This is a genomic window from Mycobacterium sp. E3247 (genome assembly GCF_001667785.1).
In the GTDB taxonomy this organism is placed as follows: domain Bacteria; phylum Actinomycetota; class Actinomycetes; order Mycobacteriales; family Mycobacteriaceae; genus Mycobacterium.
In genome coordinates, this window is sequence record NZ_LZJG01000362.1 from 1 (window position 1) to 15708 (window position 15708).

Below are 15708 nucleotides of genomic sequence, written 5' to 3' on the forward strand. Positions count from 1 at the left end.
ACCTGGTCCACGAAGGTCGCGTGCGCCCAGTAGAACAACTCCGGGTTGAGTGCGTGATATCTCGAGCCGTCGCTGATCGTCCCCTTGATCGTCTTGTGGAAGTCGCGCACCTTGCGACCCCACTCGCGGGGTTCGTCGGAGTAGACGGTCTTCATCAGCGGCGGCGCGGTCCGCTTGGCCCGGCCCAACATGTCGCTGAAGATCACCGAGTGGTCGAGCACGCCCTGGGCGAGCTGTTCGATGCAGTTCTCGACGCCGGCGGTGCGCTGGAACCCGAAGAACTGGGTGCGGTTGTCCCCGTAGAACTTCCAGATCAACGACTCGGGCCCCAGCCGCGCCAGGTCGTCGGCCTCGCCGGCCGGCTCGTCGACCGGCATGGGCACCGCCTCGCGAACGCCGGTGTCAAATCGCGCGCCCGCGGTCGAACGGGTCAACTCGTCGTTCTGGGCCGTCATGCTCCCCTCCCTGCGGTTCGGACCTGCGATGCGCTTGCGAAGCGATGACACAAAACCGTATCTTTGTGTCACAGCCTAGCAAGCGGGCGTCGAGATTGCAGTGGGGGTCGCGATCCATGCCGAACCACAGCCTCCCCCGCAAGCGGGCGGTGCCCCCAGGCGGCACTCTCGGCGAAATCACCGACCTCGACCGCACCATCCTGGACACCGCGCGCGCGGTGTTCGAGACGTATGGCGTGCGACGGGCCAACATCGACGACGTCGCCGCGCGCGCGGGGGTCAGCCGCAGCACCATCTACCGTCGGTTTCCAACCAAGGACGACCTGTTCGGCCACGTGGTGCGGCGCGAGGCCGAAAAGTTCTTCACCACGCTGGACCGGGCGACCGCCGGCTGCGACCCGCAACAGGCCGTGATCGAGGCGTTCGCCCTCGGGGTGCGCCTGGTCCACGATTCCCCGCTGTATTCGCGGATCGCCGACAGCGAACCCGAACTGCTGGGCATGTTCTCCCGATCGCAGGCCTTCCCCATCGGCCAGTTCGCCGACGGCATCGCCCACACCCTGCGCCGGTGCGGGGCCGACATCCCCGACCGCGACCTGACCAACATCGCCGACATCCTGCTGCGCGTCGCGCTGGGCATCATCGTCTTCCCCACCGAACGCCTCGACACGTCTGATCCCGCGGCCGTCCGCGAATACGCCGGCCGCTATCTGGTCCCGATCATCCGCCGCTGACCCGCTATGGCATGTCGGTGGCCTGCACTAGCCTGAAGACGTGGCTGGGGGTTTTGCGGCTCCACGGACCCGGTACGCCAGTTGCGGCGAGATCGACATCGCCTACCAGGTGTTCGGTGATGGCCCGATCGACCTGCTCGTGCTGCCGGGGCCGTTGATCCCGATCGACTGCGTCGACCTCGAGCCGTCGATGTACCGGTTCCACCGTCGGCTCGCGTCGTTCTGCCGGGTGATCCGCTTCGACCAGCGCGGCATCGGCCTGTCGTCGCGCGTCGCGTCGCTGGACATGCTCGGCCCGGAATCGTGGGCCCAGGACGCGATCGCGGTCATGAACGCGGTGGGATGCGAGCGCGCCACGATCTTCGCCCCGGGTTTCACGTCGCTGGCCGGTGTGGTTCTCGCGACCGACCATGCCGACCGGGTGACCAGCCTGGTGATCGCCAACGGCGCGGCGCGCACGCTGCGCGGTCCGGATTACCCGATCGGCTCCGACCTCGACGACGCCGATCGCTTCACGACGGTCGGGATGGAACCGGACGCCGTCGAGCAGGGGTTCGACATGCTCGGCATCATCGCGCCCTCCGTGGCGAGTGACGCCGCGTTCCGCTCGTGGTGGGACATGGCCGGCAACCGGGCCGCATCGCCGAGCATGGCGCGCGCCTTCATCAACAGGATCCGGGAGGGCGATGTCCGCGACCGGCTCCCCCGCGTCGCCGTGCCGACACTGATCCTGCATCGCGACAACCCCGACTTCAGCCCCGTCGGGCACGCACACTATCTGGCTGAGCACATCCCTGGGTCACGCCTGGTCGAACTGCCGGGCCGGGACGCCCTGTACTGGGTCGGCGACACCGCCCCCGTCCTCGATGAGATCGAGGAATTCATCACCGGCGTGCGCGGCGTCTCCGACGCCGAACGCCTGCTCACCACGATCGTGTTCACCGACATCGTCGGCTCCACCGAGCGAGCCGCGCTGCTCGGCGACCACCGGTGGCGAGACCTGCTCGACAACCACGACACCCTCGTGCGCCACGAGCTGCAGCGGTTCGGCGGGCGTGAAGTCAACACGGCCGGCGACGGATTCGTCGCGACCTTCACCAGCCCGAGCGCCGCCATCGCCTGCGCCGACTCCATCACCGGCGCGGTGCGTGTGCTCGGTATCGAGGTGCGGGTGGGCATTCACGCGGGCGAGGTGGAGGTGCGCGGCAACGACGTCGCCGGCATGGCGGTGCATATCGGCGCGCGGGTGGCGGCACTGGCCGGACCCGGCGAAGTGCTGGTGTCGTCCACGGTGCGTGACATCGTCACCGGCTCCCGGCACCGTTTCGGCGACCGCGGCGAGGCCGCCCTCAGGGGCGTGCCGGGCCAGTGGAGGCTGTACTCGCTGCAGCGCGAGCACGCGATCGTCCGGCGGTAGCCGCGCTCCGGTCGGCTAGCCTGTTCAATGGCTGCCATCGGGGCTCAGCGGACTTCGGTCTCCTGGGCTTGCCGGCCGGGTTCCGGCGCGCGGCTTGGTTTTTCACGCGAAGGAGTACGCATGACCGATGTGCACGTTTCGCTGCCTCCGGCACTGCGGCGGGCGCTGGAGCTGCTCGCGGATCCGCCGGCGGACCCCGACGTCAGCAAGGGGTACCTCGATCTGCTCGGCGGCGAATCCGCCGGCGGCGGCGACGTCGCGAAGAACACCGGGCCGATCCAGGCGGCCTGGGCGTCACCGATCGGGTCGATGCTCTACGACAACGCCCAGGCCCTGTCGCGGCGGTTGATCAGCGCCTGGCAAACCCCTCTCGAGTGGCTGAACATCCCCCCGGGCGGTGTCGCGCTCGACGTCGGGTCGGGCCCGGGCAACGTCACCGCGTCGCTGGCGCGCGCGGCCGGCCCGGACGGGCTGGCCCTGGGCGTCGACATCTCCGAGGCCATGCTCGCGCGCGCCGTCCGCAACGAAGCGGGGCCGCAGGTCGGCTTCATCAAGGCCGACGCCCAACGACTTCCGCTGCGCGACAGCACGGTCGACGCCGTCGTCTCGGCGGCCGTGTTGCAGCTGGTTCCGAACCCGGCGGCGGCCCTGGGCGAGATGGCGCGGGTGCTGCGGCCGGGTGGCAGGCTGGCCGTCATGGTGCCCACCGTCGGCCCGGCCGCCCGGTTCTTCCAGAAGCTGCCCAACGTCGGGGCGCACGTCTTCGACGACGACGAGATCGCCGACATTCTGGAAGATCACGGGTTCGTCAGCGTGCGGGTGAAGAACTTCGGCACCGTGCAGTGGGTGCGCGGTAAGAACGGCTGACTCAGCCGCTGGTCGGCCTTGCCCTCCCTAGTCGGGCGCTTGGGCGACCATGGCGAGCCGGTCCATGGATTCGCGCAACATCTCCGGCGTCGTCGCGCGGGCACGCTCGAGGCGGGTCGGGTCGGCCAGCGCGGTCCAATCGTAGGTGTGGGTCACCGTGGTGAGTTCGGCGTTCACGGGGCTGAGCTCCCAGCGCCACAGGTGACCTGGCGGCTGCTTCCTTGGTTCGGCTGGACACCAGGCGATCTTGCTGCCTTCGACGAATTCCACGACGTGGTTCTCCCGTACCGCCCCGTTCGTCAGTGTCGTCTTGAACACGTCGCCGACCGCGCGGACCCGCTGACCTGGAGCGGCCGACGCGAGATTGTTGTTCCCGTCCCAGCTCGGCTGGCGGGCGGGATCGGCGATCAGATCGAAGATCCGCGCGGCGCTGGCCGCGATGACGCGAGTGGCGCTCACGACGCCTTCGATTTCCATGTCAGGCATGTCGCTATCCAAACACGCCGACCGCCGGCCCCGCCTCGCCCCCGAGGTGACCTTAGGCCGAAGCATTGGGGACCTTCGGCCGTCGAAGGCGGGGCGGCGCGGTGCGAACGTAGGGGTGCCGGGGCAACCCGGTGGTCTGCCCGAAGTGCAGCAAGCCCATTTTTGGGCGAGGCCATCCGCAAGGGCCTGATTGACCCACCGTCTTACGACGGGGATCTGCCTTCGGGCAGACCTTCATGCGTACGGGCGGTTCACGGCATCCGGGGCAGCGCCTCGACCGGTCCGGACAACGCCGCCTTGACGTAGCGGGTGTCGTCGTCGGCCAGCACCTCGGCGTCGTCGCGTTCGATGCCGTCGACGATCGCGCGCGCCACCTGCCGCGGGTCGTTCTTCGGGGCGTCGAAGCCGGACGTCATGTCGGTGTCGGTGAAGCTGAGGTGCGCCGCAACCACCAGGGTGCCCTGCTTCTCGAGTTCGATGCGCAGCGAATTGGTCGCCGACCACAGCGCCGCCTTGGAGTCTCCGTACCCGCCGGAGCCGGGCATCCAGGACAGGATCGACGCGATGTCGACCAGGGCTCCGCCGCCGTTGCCGGCCAGGATCGGCGCGAACGCCTTCGCGACCCGCAGCGCCCCGAAGTAGTTCGTCTCGAACACCGCACGCACCTCGTCGATGTCGCTGTCGAGCAACGACCGCGCCCCCAGCACGCCGGCGTTGTTGATGACGATGTCCACGTCCGAAGCCGACGCCGCCAGTGCCGCAACGGATTCCGCATCGGTAACGTCCAACTCGGCGCTGACCACCCGCGGGTCTGCAATGGGCTTGGGCGCCCGCGCCGTGGCGTAGACCTTGGCGGCGCCGCGCTGTAACAACTCGTCCACGATGGCCTTGCCGAGTCCGCGCTGTCCGCCGGTAACCACGACCGTCGACCCCTTGATGTTGACCATGATCCGCACTCCTGACTTAGGTAAACCAATTTTGTTTCTGTCACGGTAGTTGCCGGTGACGACATAGGCAAGTATCTTTTAGTTATGTCTATTCCATGGACTGCGTCACAGCGGTACGGCCTCATCCCGGCGCCCGGCGGCCTCGGGCTGGTCCAGGATTTCCTCAACACGAGGGGGATCGCCGGATATGGCCCCGACCTGCTCGCCGACACCGCCCTCGCGCGCGACTGGGTCGAGGGCGCGGTGCGCAACTGGTCGGCCGCCCGCGGCGAGGAGTTGCCGCCGCCGGAGCTCGACGACAACGACCTGACCAAGCTGCGCGCGCTGCGGGGCACGCTCGATTCGCTGGTGGCCGGCGAGGCGCCCATCGGACGAAGCACCGTGACCGCATCCCTCGCGGTCTCCGACGACGGTGCGGTGCGGTTGGAGCCCAGCGGCGCCGGCTGGCGCTGGCTTGCCTCGGCGCTGTGGGGCGAGATCCTGCTGAGCCAGCAGGCCGATACCTGGCGGCGTGTCAAGCAGTGCCATAACCACCGCTGTGGGTCGACGTTCTACGACCGCTCCAAGAACAACAGCGGGGTGTGGCACGACGTCAAGACGTGTGGCAACGCCGCCAATCTGCGCGCCTCGCGGGCCCGACGGCGCGAACGCGCAACGGCCTCAGCGGTTTCGCCACAGTAGGCGGTACCGGTAGTAGAGGCCGCGCCGGATCACGGCTGGGTCAAGGGCGCGGTGCCGTCAACAGCGCTCCATGCCCGGCCGCATGAGCGTCACGGTGGGGCGGGCACGGCGTGGGCTGCCGCGCAGCACCACCTGCAACGCGTCACAGGCGCGCGCCTTGATCGGCGTCACCACATCGAGATTGGTAGGGCTCCGGCTGATCCAGGACGGCAGTGTTGCCACGGTTTCGACCCTTCCCTGTTCGGCCTGTGCGCCGACTCATTGAATTGCACCCGGCCCGCTTTACCGATGCGCCGCGCCGCGGTAAACGCCGCGAAAAGCCGCATTGTGGCGCGACGCACATCCCCCGGCGCGGGGGACGGCGGTCACAGTTTCCGCCAACCTCGGAAACGTCGCAGGTAGCCCGGCAAGCCACGCGCGGACAGCGATTTGGGCCAATCGTCGGCGCGGAAATACGCGTCCGTCCCGCCGTCGACGAAGATCACGCTGCCGCAGAGGAATTCGGCCGATTCGGACAGCATGAAACACATCCAGTCGGCCATGTGCCGCGCCTGGCCGAAGCCACCCACCGGGACCGGGAACGACCGGACGGCCTTGGCCTGCCGCGGCGTCGCGAGCTGTTCTTCCAGCAACGGCGTCATGATGGCTCCGGGCGCCAGGGCGTTCAAGCGCACTCCCGAGCCCGCCCATTCCGGCAGCACCGCGTGGCGCCGCACCCAACGACCGACGGCGATCTTCGACGCCGCATACATCATGGTCGGCGCGGCCGGACCGAACGGCCGCACCGATCGCAGCGCCTTGTCGCCGTCGTGCGCGAGGAAGGCCTTGACCGCTCGCGCCGGGACAAGGGGCACCGTCGTCGCCGAGTTGCTGGCCACGACGACGACTTTCGCGGATTCGGCCGCGGCCAGGGCCGGCCGCCAGGCGACCAGCGGCTCGACGACGCCGAAGAAGTTGACCTGACCGATCTGGCGCAGCCGCTCTCGACCGGGGCTGGGCCCGAGGCCGGCGGCCAGGACCGCACCGTCGAGCTTGCCGCCCGCGGCCGCCAGCACCCCGTCGGCGGCGCGCTTGCGCCCGGCCGGCGTCGACAGGTCCGCGACGATATCGGCGTCTTTGATGTCGACGCCGATCACGGTGTGTCCGTCGGACTTGAGCCGCTGCGCGGTCTCGTGGCCCATCCCGGAAGCCGACCCGGTGACCGCATAAGTGCCCATCGCTCTGTTCTTACCAGTCGCGGCCGGGTCCGGCGTCAGGTTCCGGCGGCGGCCTTCTCGACGTCGAGCAGCTGCTCGCCGCGCCGTTCCTCGTCGTAGGCGGCGCGGCCGCCCCGCAGGCCGAACAGCCGCTTGGAGAACAACAGGTAGACGACGGCGGCCACGTTGATGGCGAAGGTGACCGCCCGGGTCATCGTGATGCCCCTGAACAGGTCGTGAACCTCCAGCGGCAGGAACACCGAGGTGGCGATCACCGCGAAGTACTCGCCCCAGCGCTTCAGCAACCACAGGCCGACCCCTTCGACGACCTCCAGCAGCGCATAGGCGGCCAGCATCAAGGTCAGCAGGGCCAGGGTGGACGGCTTGGCGGCCAGCGCCTTCTCCAGTTCGTGCACGACCGTCATCTGATCGACCTTGAATCCGGCGGCGCGGAAGATCGGCAGGTCGCGTTCCAGCGTGGCCTGGATGGCGCCGCGCGCGCCGCGAAACTTCCACACCGCGTACGCGGCGAGCGCGATCACCACCGCCCGGAACAGGCGCTCGACCGCGAGGGTCCGGATGATGATGGCCTGACGTAAAGCCTTGCCGCGCATGATCATCGGCGCGTCTTCGGCGCGTCCCCGCCCGTGCGGTGAGCCCACGGTGAATTCACCGCAGCGCAGGCAGCGCCAGACTTCGCCCAGTGCGGTGGTGCCGCTCAGCCGGGCGGCGAGGTCCTGCTCGTCGGGGGCATAGGTGGCGTGGCCCGCGACCGCGCAGGTGACCAACTCCCACCGATTACCGCCCTGATCTTTGCGCATGGCCGATCATCGCACCGCCGGAAGCAGGCCATGCAAGGGGGCGCGCCCGGCACGTCAGAACCGGGGCTTGGTGCGCGGCCGCTGCGCCACGGGGCTCGCCGCGCCGAGCAGTGCGGCGAGGTCGGCCACGGGGATCTCGTCGAGGCGACCGACCGCCGTGACGATCTCGGCGCGCAACGTTTCGTCGCAGAAGGGTTCGGCCAGCCATTCGAACTTCTCCGCGACGCGTTCCCACGACATGGGCCGGGTCGGGGAGCCCTCGTAATCGGCTTGCTCGCGGGACAATTCCCGTCCGTCGCGGGTCTCCAGGTGCACCCGCGCCGCCGTGCGTTGCGGATAGTCGGCGGTCAGGTCGGCGGCGGGTTTGACGGCGACACGCGTCAACAGCTCCTGTACGTCGTCGCGCAGGACCCGGTCGGTTTCCAGCTGTTCGGGGCCCACCCCGCCGTCGAGCAGCGCCACCGCACTGAGGTATTTGAGGTTGTAGTCGGCCTGCTCTTTGGTGCGCGGGTCGTCCTTGCCGCCGTAGGCTCCCCCGCCGGCGAAGTCGTATGCGCCCTGGAAGACGTCGAGCGTCACCCGCGCGACGTCCGCACCGCGCAGGTCGTTTTCGGTGCGCAGGGCCAAGATCGCATCGATGACCACCTGCCCGTGGATCAGGGAGCAGTACTGCTTGAGGTAGGTCTGTTCCACGCAGGTGAGCCGCCGGTCGCCGGTCGCGAGGTCGATGGGCTGGCCGAACAGCTGCACCAGGCCGTGCGGGCCCTCGAACAGCGGCTTCGGCCCGGTGACGCCACGGGCGGCCAACATGGTCGCGTAGACGGCGCGCATGCCGGTGATGGCCGGTGAGATGCCCTTCCAATTCGAGACCGGTTCGGCGTGCACCGTCGCCAACGACACGTTGTCGGTCGCGGCGGCCGCGATGGCGTTGGCGGTTTGCTCGACGCTCAGCCCCAGCAGCTTGGCCGTGCCGGCCGCGACCGAGATCGACAGCTGCAACGCATGATTGAGGCCGCGCGCCATCACCGGCACCTGGGAACTGAACCGGCATTGCACCTCGTAGGCGACCGCCAGCGCCAACAGGAAATCGGCTCCGCTGGCGCCGGTGTGCTCGGCGACGGCCAGCACGGCACCGAAGTTGTCGGCGGGATGGCACAGGCCTCCGGCCGTCAGATAGGTGTCGAGCAGGTCGGGATAGCGCACCAGCACCGCGTTGAAAAATGCGGCCTGGTCCACCGATGCGCGTCCGCCGCCCACCAAGGTGGCGGTGGGGACGCCGCTGAACTGGCCGGTGTGGTCGCGGATCGTCCCGACGAGTTCGCCGTCCAGGGAGCCGACCGCGCAGGCGATGCTGTCGAGGACGTTGCGCTTCATCAGCGCGCGCGGCCCTCCCGTCAGGTCGGTCGGCCGCGCGCCGACGACGAATTCGGCCAACTCGTCCACGACGTGGTTGTGTGCCATGACTTTTCGCCTCCCGAGCCGCGTTATCTTCACCCAAGCGCAGCGCCGGCCCGCCGTCCAGGACCGCTCTCCTACCAGTGTTCGGTGCGAGTTCTCACCGCAGGTGGGGGTCGTCGGACGGTGCCCACCACGGCACGGCTGGAGGGGCCGGCCAGTCGCGGGCACGCGCGACCGCCAGCAGCGCGTCCACGGCGCCGCGCACCCCGGTGCGGTCGTCGTCCCGGCGGTGCAGCAGCGACCACGTCCAGAGCGGCACCGGTTCGGCGACGGGACGCTGACCCAGGCTGGGCGGGAGGGCCACGGTGTGGCGCTTCGGTGACGCGAGCACGGCCGCGCCGATCCTGCGCACGTGGGCGTAGAACGCGTCCCCGGTGATGCCGCCGTCGTCGATGGACACGACGCGGGCGCCGGTGGCGGCGGCGAACTCCTTGGCGTATCGATTCCACGATGACCATGCCGACTCGTCCGCGTCTACGAGCACGCTGATCCGTTGTGCCACAATGGGTTCCGTCGAGCTGAGGCCCGGGCCGACGGCGTGCAGCGGCTCGGTCCGCAGCAGGTGTGCCGTCAGACCCCGCTCCTCGGCCTGGCTCGCGGTGACCCACGCCAGCGCGATGTCGAGGGTGCCCTCGGCCACCCGGTCGGCCTGGGCGTGCGACGGCAGCACCCAGTCGTCGAGCCGCAGGTCCGCCGCGTTCCCCAGCAGGGTGGTGATGTCGTCGGGAAGCCAGCTGACGTAGCCCAGGCGCACCGGCGCGCTGCACGCGCCCGCCCGCTGCAGCCGGGCCCTGGCGTCGTCGGCCAGCGACAGGATCCGGCGCGCGTCCGGAAGGAGGGTGCGTCCGGCCTCGGTCAGCCGGACGCTGCGCCGGTCCCGCACGAACAGGCCGGCGCCCAGCTCGCGCTCCAGCGCGATGATCTGTTGCGACAGGGCCGGTCCGGAGATGTGCACGCGTTGCGCGGCCCGGCCGAAGTGCAGCTCCTCGGCGACGGCCACGAAGTAGCGCAACTGCCGCAGTTCCATAGGCGGAGCCTAGACCGCGCGGCCGACCCCATCCGGTCGAGGCGGGGCCAGGCTGATCGCCGCCGTTTCGTCGGTCAACTGCTTGCCGATGGCCCGGATCTGCCGCGCCGACAACGGACACAGCGGGTGCACGGCCACCATGAGGGCGACGTGTCGTTCGTCGAAAACCGGTGCGGCGATGGTCACCACGGGTTGCTTGCGGCGACCCGGGTTGTCGTCGGAGAGGAACCCTATGGTGGTGAACTCGTCGAGCAACTGATCCACGATGTGCCGCACCGGCGTGGGCATCTCAGCGCTGTCCAACGTGCCGACCACCTGCACCGCCTGGGCGAGCGCGGGCGTGGTCCAGTCGACGTCGAATCCCCGCTCGCGGGTGTGCTGCAGCACCCGTTCCAGGCGCCGGGTGCGATCGGGGTTGTTGCCGACGCCACGGCGGATCCACGCGCGTTGTTCCTCCTCGTCGTCCCAGGCGGCGAGCGCCACCCCGAAGGGCGGGGCGTAGGGGATGCGGTCGCCGGGGATTCCGGACGGTGGGGCGGCGGGCTGGCCCTCGAATGCGGTGACCACCAACGAATCCCCGAATCGCTCGACCACGGAGCAGCCGTAGCCGATCTGCCGCGACAATCGCAGGGCCGCGGAACGGGCCGCATGCGCGAGCGGCCGGGCGGTGTCGGTGCGCGCCGCCACGACGACCAGCGCGGGGCCCAGCGTGAACGTCTTGGCGACCGGATCGCGGCTGGCCCACCCCCGGTCGCACAGCGTCTTGAGGATCGCGTGGGCCGTCGCCTGCGTGAGATCGAGCTCGCGCACGATGTCGGAGAACCGCAGCCGCGCGTTTGAAGACCGGGCCAGGAGCTCGACGACGTCGAGCACCCGGGCGGTCGGCGCAGACGTCGCTCCCCGAATGGCTTGACTCCCCTGCCGCACGCTTTAGAGTGAGACGAACATTCGAGAGTCTATATCGACTATTCGAGAAAGTAACTGTGTTGCGCGCTGCGGTGAAGACCTGCCATGACCGAACGTGATGACCGCCAGGACATCTCCGAATTGCTGGTGCGCTACGCCACCGGGATCGACCGGCGCGACTGGCCGCTGTTTCGCACGGTGTTCACCGCGGACTGCCAGCTCGACTACGGCGTGATCGGGTCGTGGACCGGCGTCGACGCCGCCACGGACTTCATGGCACAGGTGCACGCCTTGGCGGGACACACGCTGCACAGGCTGACCAACCAGGCGATCACGGTCGACGGCGACACGGCCACGGCGCGCACCTATCTCGACGGCCTGATCATGGCCGCCGACAACGACTCCGGCGTCAACGCGATCGGCTTCTACGACGACGAGATCGTGCGCACCCCCGACGGGTGGCGCATCGCCCGCCGGCGCTACACCCAGGTGCGCCTGACGACGGTCGGGGCCGGCGGATGACGTTCGCAGCCAAGTACGGACCCTGGGCGGTGGTGGCCGGGGCCTCAGACGGGGTGGGCGCGGCGTTCGCCCGCGGCCTCGCCGAGCGCGGCGTCAACGTGGTGCTCATCGCCCGCCGGCAAGCCGTCCTCGAGGACGTCGCGGCCGGGATTCGCGACGACACGTCGGCGTCCACGCGGACCCTCGCCATCGATCTCGCCGAACCGGGTGCGGCGGCGGCGATCGCCGCGGCGACAGGCGACCTCGAGATCGGCTTCCTCGCGTACTGCGCGGGGGCCGACCCGAACTTCGAGCCGTTTCTCGCCAACCCGATCGAAACCGCCGAGGCGCTGGTGCGACGCAACTGCATGGTGCCGATGCAGCTGTGCCACCACTTCGCCGCCGGCATGGTCGAGCGGGGGCGCGGCGGGATCGTGCTGTTCGGGTCGGGCGCCGGCCTGGCCGGGGGGGCCAACATGGTGGCCTACGGCGCGTCGAAGGCGTTCGACATGGTCTTCGCCGAGGCGCTGTGGGCCGAGTTGCACGACAAGGGGGTCGACGTCCTGGGCCTCATCCTGGGGAAGACCGATACGCCCGCCCTGCGGCAACTCGAACACAGCCGCGGGCAGATCGGTTCGCTCGACGAGGTACCGCCGGGCGCGGCCGCCGTGGCGGACGTCATCGCCGAGGCCTTCGAGAACCTGGGCAACGGACCGACCCTGATGGTCGGCGACATGATGCGCGCCGCCGAACAAATGTTGGCCTCGCTAACCCGCAACCAAGCCGTCGCACTGTTCGCCCAGGCCGCGGCCGCCGCCATGGGGCCGGGGAAATAGCGGGAACCTCGCCCGCCCGCGGCTCGTCGTACTGCGTAGGAACCTGATTCCGGGCCCAAAGGTTTGCCAAACTTCGGAATCTGGGTGCCCTAACTTTTCGCTGGCGCCGCCCTGGCCAGCAAAGATGATCGCCAGCGCCGAGCCATCTTCGGCTGTCGACCACGTTGCTGGCGACGGGCAGCGCGGGTAACTTGGGTAGGCGGTTCGGCATGGCAAACCTAACCTCACTACGTCGGTACAGTCGCCACCCCTCCGTATCGAAGGATGACGATGCTCGCCACAGACAGGCCCGCCGCGGTCACCACGGCAGAACGCTCCCGGCGTCGCACCCTGACCCGGTCCGGACTGATCACCGCGGCGTTCGTCGCACCGGCGCTGGTGATCCGCGTCGCCGGGTTGCACCCCGACCCGGTCATCGCCCTCATCACCTTCGGCGCCGCGGTGGTGTCGGCCAGCTTCCTGCTGGCCTGGGCGGCCGAAGCCGCGCAGATCGATGTCTCCGGCGGAATGGCGACCGCGGTGCTGGCGCTGATCGCGGTGCTGCCCGAGTACGCCGTCGACCTGTATTACGCGTACGTGTCCGGCCACAACGCGGATTACACGCAATACGCCGCCGCCAACATGACCGGGTCCAACCGGCTGCTGATGGGTCTCGGTTGGCCCGTCGTCGTACTGGTCAGCATCGTGGTGGCGCGCAAGGCCGGCAACGCGAAGGCCACCGGCTTGGCGCTGCAACCGACCAATCGCCTCGAACTCGGATTCCTGCTGATCGCCGGCGTCATCGCGTTCGCGATACCGGCGAGCGGCCAGATCCACTTCGGTCTGGGCTTGGTGCTGTTGGCGTGGTTCGGGTTCTACCTCTACAAAGTGAGCCACGGCGACGTGGAGGAGCCCGACCTGATCGGGACCGCCGCCGCCCTGGGGGAGCTGCCCGACCGCGGGCGGCGGATCGTCGTGGTCGGGCTCTTCCTGGCCTCCGGCGCGGTGATCCTGTTGTGCGCCAAGCCGTTCGCCGACAACCTCGTCGCCGCGGGTACCGAGCTCGGCATCGACCGCTTCCTGCTGGTTCAATGGCTCGCCCCGCTCGCTTCCGAGGCCCCGGAGTTCATCGTCGCGACCATCTTCGCCGCCCGGGGCAAGGGCACCGCGGCCATCGCCACCCTGATCTCCTCCAAGGTCAACCAGTGGACGCTGCTGATCGGGTCGCTGCCGGTCGCCCACCTGCTGGGCGGCGGCGGATTCTCGCTACAGCTCGACCAGCGTCAGGTGGAGGAAGTGTTGCTCACGGCCACCCAAACCATGATGGGGGTGGCGCTGCTGTTGGCGCTGCGGTTCCACCGCGCCGCGGCGTGCACGCTGCTGGGCCTGTTCGTCGTGCAGTTCCCCATCGCCTCGACCCATGGCCGGCTGCTGCTCTGCGGCGCCTACACCGCGGTGGCCATCGTCGCGCTGATCCGAAACCGGCGGCATCTGGCGGCCACCGTGCGGGCGCCGTTCTTCGGCACGGCAATCCGCCACAGCGGCCATCCCCACCATCAGGTGCCGGACCCCTAACTGCCCGCGGCCACCCGCCGTATACCGTCCAGATATGAATCAAGTGTCGGTGATCACGGGCGGCGCGGGCGGCATGGGCCTGGCCACGGCCAAAGTCGTCGGACGAGACCACACCGTCGTCCTGTGCGACGTCAGGCGGGACCGGCTCGCCGCGGCGGCCGCCGCCCTCGACGAACTCGGAATGACGCACACGGCCGTCGATTGCGACGTGACCGACCGGCGGGCGGTCGCCGACCTGCTCGACACCGCAACCAATCTCGGGACGCTCGCCTCGGTCATCCACACGGCGGGCGTGAGCCCCAGCATGGGCACGGCCGACTATGTGATGCGGACCAACGCGCTCGGCACGCTCAACGTCAACGAGGCGTTCTACGCGGTGGCCGGCGAGGGCTCGGCGATCGTCAACGTGGCATCGATGGCCGCTCACCTGCTGCCCGCGGAAATGGTTCCGGTGGACCGCTTTTCGCTTGCGCTGAGCGACGTCGACGGGTTCATGGCCGCGATGACGACGGCCTGCGACATCGCGCCCGAGGAGGCGCGGCCCGGCCTCGCCTACGCCGTCAGCAAGAGCTTCGTCAAGTGGTATAGCCAGTCCCAGGCGGAGCGGTTCAACGCCCGCGGGTTGCGCATCGTCTCGGTGTCGCCGGGCTCCATCGACACCGAGATGGGCCGGCTCGAGGAACAGGCCGGCGCCGGAGCGATGGTCACCAACGCCGCCGTCCCGCGGTGGGGCCGGCCCGAGGAGATGGCCGACCTGCTGGCGTTCTGCGCCAGCGACAAGGCGGGTTACCTCACCGGCACCGATATCCTCAACGACGGTGGCGTGATCGCCTCGATGGCTGAGCGGGCCAGGGTGGCCGCCGCGGGCTGATCGCGACGGCGTGACTCGCGGGCAGTCGAAAGCGCACCGCGGCCCCGGCACAGCTACCTATGCTGAGCGGATGCCGCAACGGGTGCTGCGTGAACGCCTGATCGATCTCGAGGTCCCGGACCAGGACGAGGCGCGCGGCCGCGCGCTGCGCAAGATGGTGCCGCGCCGCACGCTCGCGCAGCTGACACCATCGCAGAAGTCCGCCACCGAAATCCTGGTGGCCCAAAACGCCGGGCGGCTGCGCGAACTCGTCCCGCTGCGGTTCGCCCGGATGCTCGCCGACCCGTTCTCGTTCTACCGCGGCTCGGCCGCCGTGATGGCCGCCGACCTGGGCGCCAGCCCGTCGAGCGGGATCGAAGTGATGTGTTGCGGAGACGCCCACGTGTCCAACTTCGGCATGTACGCGGCGCCGCACCGCTCAATAGTGTTCGACCTCAACGACTTCGATGAGGCCGCAGTCGCCCCGGCGGAATGGGACGTCAAGCGCCTGATTACCAGCGCGATCATCGGCGGGCGCCACGCGGGGTATCCCGCCAAGGCCATCCGCCGCTGCGTCGGGCAGGCGTTACTCGGCTACCAAACCAGCCTGCAGGCGATGCTCGCGATGGACGTGCTGGACCGCTACTACCTGCGCGTGGAACCGGAGCGGCACGCCGGCACCGTGTCCAAGGGCCTGCTCGGCGTGATCCAGAAGACGACGTCCCGGGCGCGCAGCCGGACGTCGGCGCGCGTCTTCAAGCAGCTCACCGAGATCGGCGCCGACGGGACGACGCGGCTGCGCGAGGCGCCACCGGTTCTGCAGCACGTCGACGAGGACGCCGAAGCCGTGCTGATGGAGTCGATTCAGGAATACCTGTCCACCGTTCCCGCCGACATCGCGCTGCTGCTGTCGCACTTCCGCGTCACCGACGTGGCGTTGCGGGTGGTCGGCGTCGGCAGCGTGGGAACCCG

Annotated in this window: 18 protein-coding genes; 9 read left to right on the forward strand and 9 right to left on the reverse strand. The window is 69.5% G+C overall.

Annotated elements, in window-relative coordinates; translation table 11 throughout:
* Nucleotides 1-455: oxygenase MpaB family protein (locus tag A9X04_RS20015; RefSeq protein WP_156764438.1), on the reverse strand; the 455-nt coding region annotated here is incomplete at its 3' end.
* 116 nt (nucleotides 456-571) lie between these two features.
* On the opposite strand from A9X04_RS20015, the gene A9X04_RS20020 reads away from it, so the two are divergent.
* The 3 genes from A9X04_RS20020 to A9X04_RS20030 all read left to right on the forward strand — a co-directional run bounded on the left by A9X04_RS20020 (nucleotide 572) and on the right by A9X04_RS20030 (nucleotide 3473).
* Nucleotides 572-1189: a TetR/AcrR family transcriptional regulator gene (locus A9X04_RS20020; RefSeq protein ID WP_067924233.1), complete on the forward strand. Its 618-nt coding sequence runs from the start codon at nucleotides 572-574 to the stop codon at nucleotides 1187-1189.
* 40 nt (nucleotides 1190-1229) lie between these two features.
* The gene (locus A9X04_RS20025; RefSeq protein WP_067924234.1) at nucleotides 1230-2606 is read left to right on the forward strand and encodes an adenylate/guanylate cyclase domain-containing protein; all 1377 of its coding nucleotides are present in this window, start codon (nucleotides 1230-1232) and stop codon (nucleotides 2604-2606) included.
* A gap of 120 nt (nucleotides 2607-2726) precedes the next feature.
* Nucleotides 2727-3473 (forward strand): methyltransferase domain-containing protein, encoded by a 747-nt coding sequence (locus tag A9X04_RS20030; protein ID WP_067924235.1) that lies wholly within the window; start codon nucleotides 2727-2729, stop codon nucleotides 3471-3473.
* Nucleotides 3474-3500: 27 nt separating this feature from the next.
* On the opposite strand, the gene A9X04_RS20035 is transcribed toward A9X04_RS20030, so the two are convergent.
* Both A9X04_RS20035 and A9X04_RS20040 read right to left on the reverse strand, forming a co-directional pair.
* Complete coding sequence (locus A9X04_RS20035; RefSeq protein WP_067924236.1) at nucleotides 3501-3959, reverse strand: SRPBCC family protein; 459 nt, start codon at nucleotides 3957-3959, stop codon at nucleotides 3501-3503.
* A gap of 251 nt (nucleotides 3960-4210) precedes the next feature.
* Complete coding sequence (locus A9X04_RS20040) at nucleotides 4211-4906, reverse strand: SDR family oxidoreductase (protein ID WP_067924245.1); 696 nt, start codon at nucleotides 4904-4906, stop codon at nucleotides 4211-4213.
* A gap of 84 nt (nucleotides 4907-4990) precedes the next feature.
* Here A9X04_RS20040 and A9X04_RS20045 point away from each other — a divergent pair, with 84 nt between their 5' ends.
* Nucleotides 4991-5587, forward strand: a complete 597-nt coding sequence (locus tag A9X04_RS20045; protein WP_231985771.1) for a CGNR zinc finger domain-containing protein — start codon at nucleotides 4991-4993, stop codon at nucleotides 5585-5587.
* A gap of 57 nt (nucleotides 5588-5644) precedes the next feature.
* On the opposite strand, the gene A9X04_RS31040 is transcribed toward A9X04_RS20045, so the two are convergent.
* The 6 genes from A9X04_RS31040 to A9X04_RS20070 all read right to left on the reverse strand — a co-directional run bounded on the left by A9X04_RS31040 (nucleotide 5645) and on the right by A9X04_RS20070 (nucleotide 10962).
* Nucleotides 5645-5809 carry a hypothetical protein gene (locus A9X04_RS31040; protein WP_197509250.1) on the reverse strand — a complete coding sequence of 55 codons (165 nt, stop codon included), beginning with the start codon at nucleotides 5807-5809 and terminating at the stop codon, nucleotides 5645-5647.
* 143 nt (nucleotides 5810-5952) lie between these two features.
* Nucleotides 5953-6804, reverse strand: coding sequence for an SDR family oxidoreductase (locus A9X04_RS20050; protein WP_067924237.1), 852 nt, complete (start codon nucleotides 6802-6804; stop codon nucleotides 5953-5955).
* A gap of 35 nt (nucleotides 6805-6839) precedes the next feature.
* Nucleotides 6840-7604, reverse strand: coding sequence for a DUF2127 domain-containing protein (locus tag A9X04_RS20055; protein ID WP_067924238.1), 765 nt, complete (start codon nucleotides 7602-7604; stop codon nucleotides 6840-6842).
* 54 nt (nucleotides 7605-7658) lie between these two features.
* A complete protein-coding gene (locus A9X04_RS20060) occupies nucleotides 7659-9047 on the reverse strand; it encodes an MmgE/PrpD family protein (RefSeq protein WP_082975120.1) in 1389 nt (462 codons plus the stop codon).
* A gap of 112 nt (nucleotides 9048-9159) precedes the next feature.
* The gene (locus tag A9X04_RS32115; protein ID WP_067924240.1) at nucleotides 9160-10089 is read right to left on the reverse strand and encodes a LysR family transcriptional regulator; all 930 of its coding nucleotides are present in this window, start codon (nucleotides 10087-10089) and stop codon (nucleotides 9160-9162) included.
* 9 nt (nucleotides 10090-10098) lie between these two features.
* Entirely contained in the window at nucleotides 10099-10962 is an 864-nt protein-coding gene (locus tag A9X04_RS20070; RefSeq protein ID WP_067924241.1) for a helix-turn-helix domain-containing protein, read from the reverse strand.
* A 138-nt stretch (nucleotides 10963-11100) separates the two neighbouring features.
* Between A9X04_RS20070 and A9X04_RS20075 the strand changes: the two genes are divergently transcribed.
* From A9X04_RS20075 to A9X04_RS20095, 5 genes are all read left to right on the forward strand, one after another.
* Entirely contained in the window at nucleotides 11101-11517 is a 417-nt protein-coding gene (locus A9X04_RS20075) for a nuclear transport factor 2 family protein (protein ID WP_067924242.1), read from the forward strand.
* The gene (locus A9X04_RS20080; RefSeq protein ID WP_067924243.1) at nucleotides 11514-12332 is read left to right on the forward strand and encodes an SDR family NAD(P)-dependent oxidoreductase; all 819 of its coding nucleotides are present in this window, start codon (nucleotides 11514-11516) and stop codon (nucleotides 12330-12332) included. The genes A9X04_RS20075 and A9X04_RS20080 overlap by 4 nt, the downstream gene beginning before the upstream one ends.
* A 264-nt stretch (nucleotides 12333-12596) precedes the next feature.
* Nucleotides 12597-13886 (forward strand): sodium:proton exchanger, encoded by a 1290-nt coding sequence (locus A9X04_RS20085; RefSeq protein WP_067924244.1) that lies wholly within the window; start codon nucleotides 12597-12599, stop codon nucleotides 13884-13886.
* 34 nt (nucleotides 13887-13920) lie between these two features.
* Complete coding sequence (locus A9X04_RS20090) at nucleotides 13921-14757, forward strand: SDR family oxidoreductase (RefSeq protein ID WP_082972896.1); 837 nt, start codon at nucleotides 13921-13923, stop codon at nucleotides 14755-14757.
* Nucleotides 14758-14827: 70 nt separating this feature from the next.
* The coding region (locus A9X04_RS20095; protein WP_156751845.1) for a DUF2252 family protein at nucleotides 14828-15708 on the forward strand (881 nt) is incomplete at its 3' end.

Coding starts and splice junctions, on each gene's coding strand:
- A9X04_RS20020 (WP_067924233.1), top strand. CDS start 572: ATGCCGAACCACAGCCTCCCCCGCAAGCGGGCGGTGCCCCCAGGCGGC.
- A9X04_RS20030 (WP_067924235.1), top strand. CDS start 2,727: ATGACCGATGTGCACGTTTCGCTGCCTCCGGCACTGCGGCGGGCGCTG.
- A9X04_RS20035 (WP_067924236.1), bottom strand. CDS start 3,959: ATGCCTGACATGGAAATCGAAGGCGTCGTGAGCGCCACTCGCGTCATC.
- A9X04_RS20040 (WP_067924245.1), bottom strand. CDS start 4,906: ATGGTCAACATCAAGGGGTCGACGGTCGTGGTTACCGGCGGACAGCGC.
- A9X04_RS20045 (WP_231985771.1), top strand. CDS start 4,991: ATGTCTATTCCATGGACTGCGTCACAGCGGTACGGCCTCATCCCGGCG.
- A9X04_RS20050 (WP_067924237.1), bottom strand. CDS start 6,804: ATGGGCACTTATGCGGTCACCGGGTCGGCTTCCGGGATGGGCCACGAG.
- A9X04_RS20055 (WP_067924238.1), bottom strand. CDS start 7,604: ATGCGCAAAGATCAGGGCGGTAATCGGTGGGAGTTGGTCACCTGCGCG.
- A9X04_RS32115 (WP_067924240.1), bottom strand. CDS start 10,089: ATGGAACTGCGGCAGTTGCGCTACTTCGTGGCCGTCGCCGAGGAGCTG.
- A9X04_RS20075 (WP_067924242.1), top strand. CDS start 11,101: ATGACCGAACGTGATGACCGCCAGGACATCTCCGAATTGCTGGTGCGC.
- A9X04_RS20080 (WP_067924243.1), top strand. CDS start 11,514: ATGACGTTCGCAGCCAAGTACGGACCCTGGGCGGTGGTGGCCGGGGCC.
- A9X04_RS20085 (WP_067924244.1), top strand. CDS start 12,597: ATGACGATGCTCGCCACAGACAGGCCCGCCGCGGTCACCACGGCAGAA.
- A9X04_RS20090 (WP_082972896.1), top strand. CDS start 13,921: ATGAATCAAGTGTCGGTGATCACGGGCGGCGCGGGCGGCATGGGCCTG.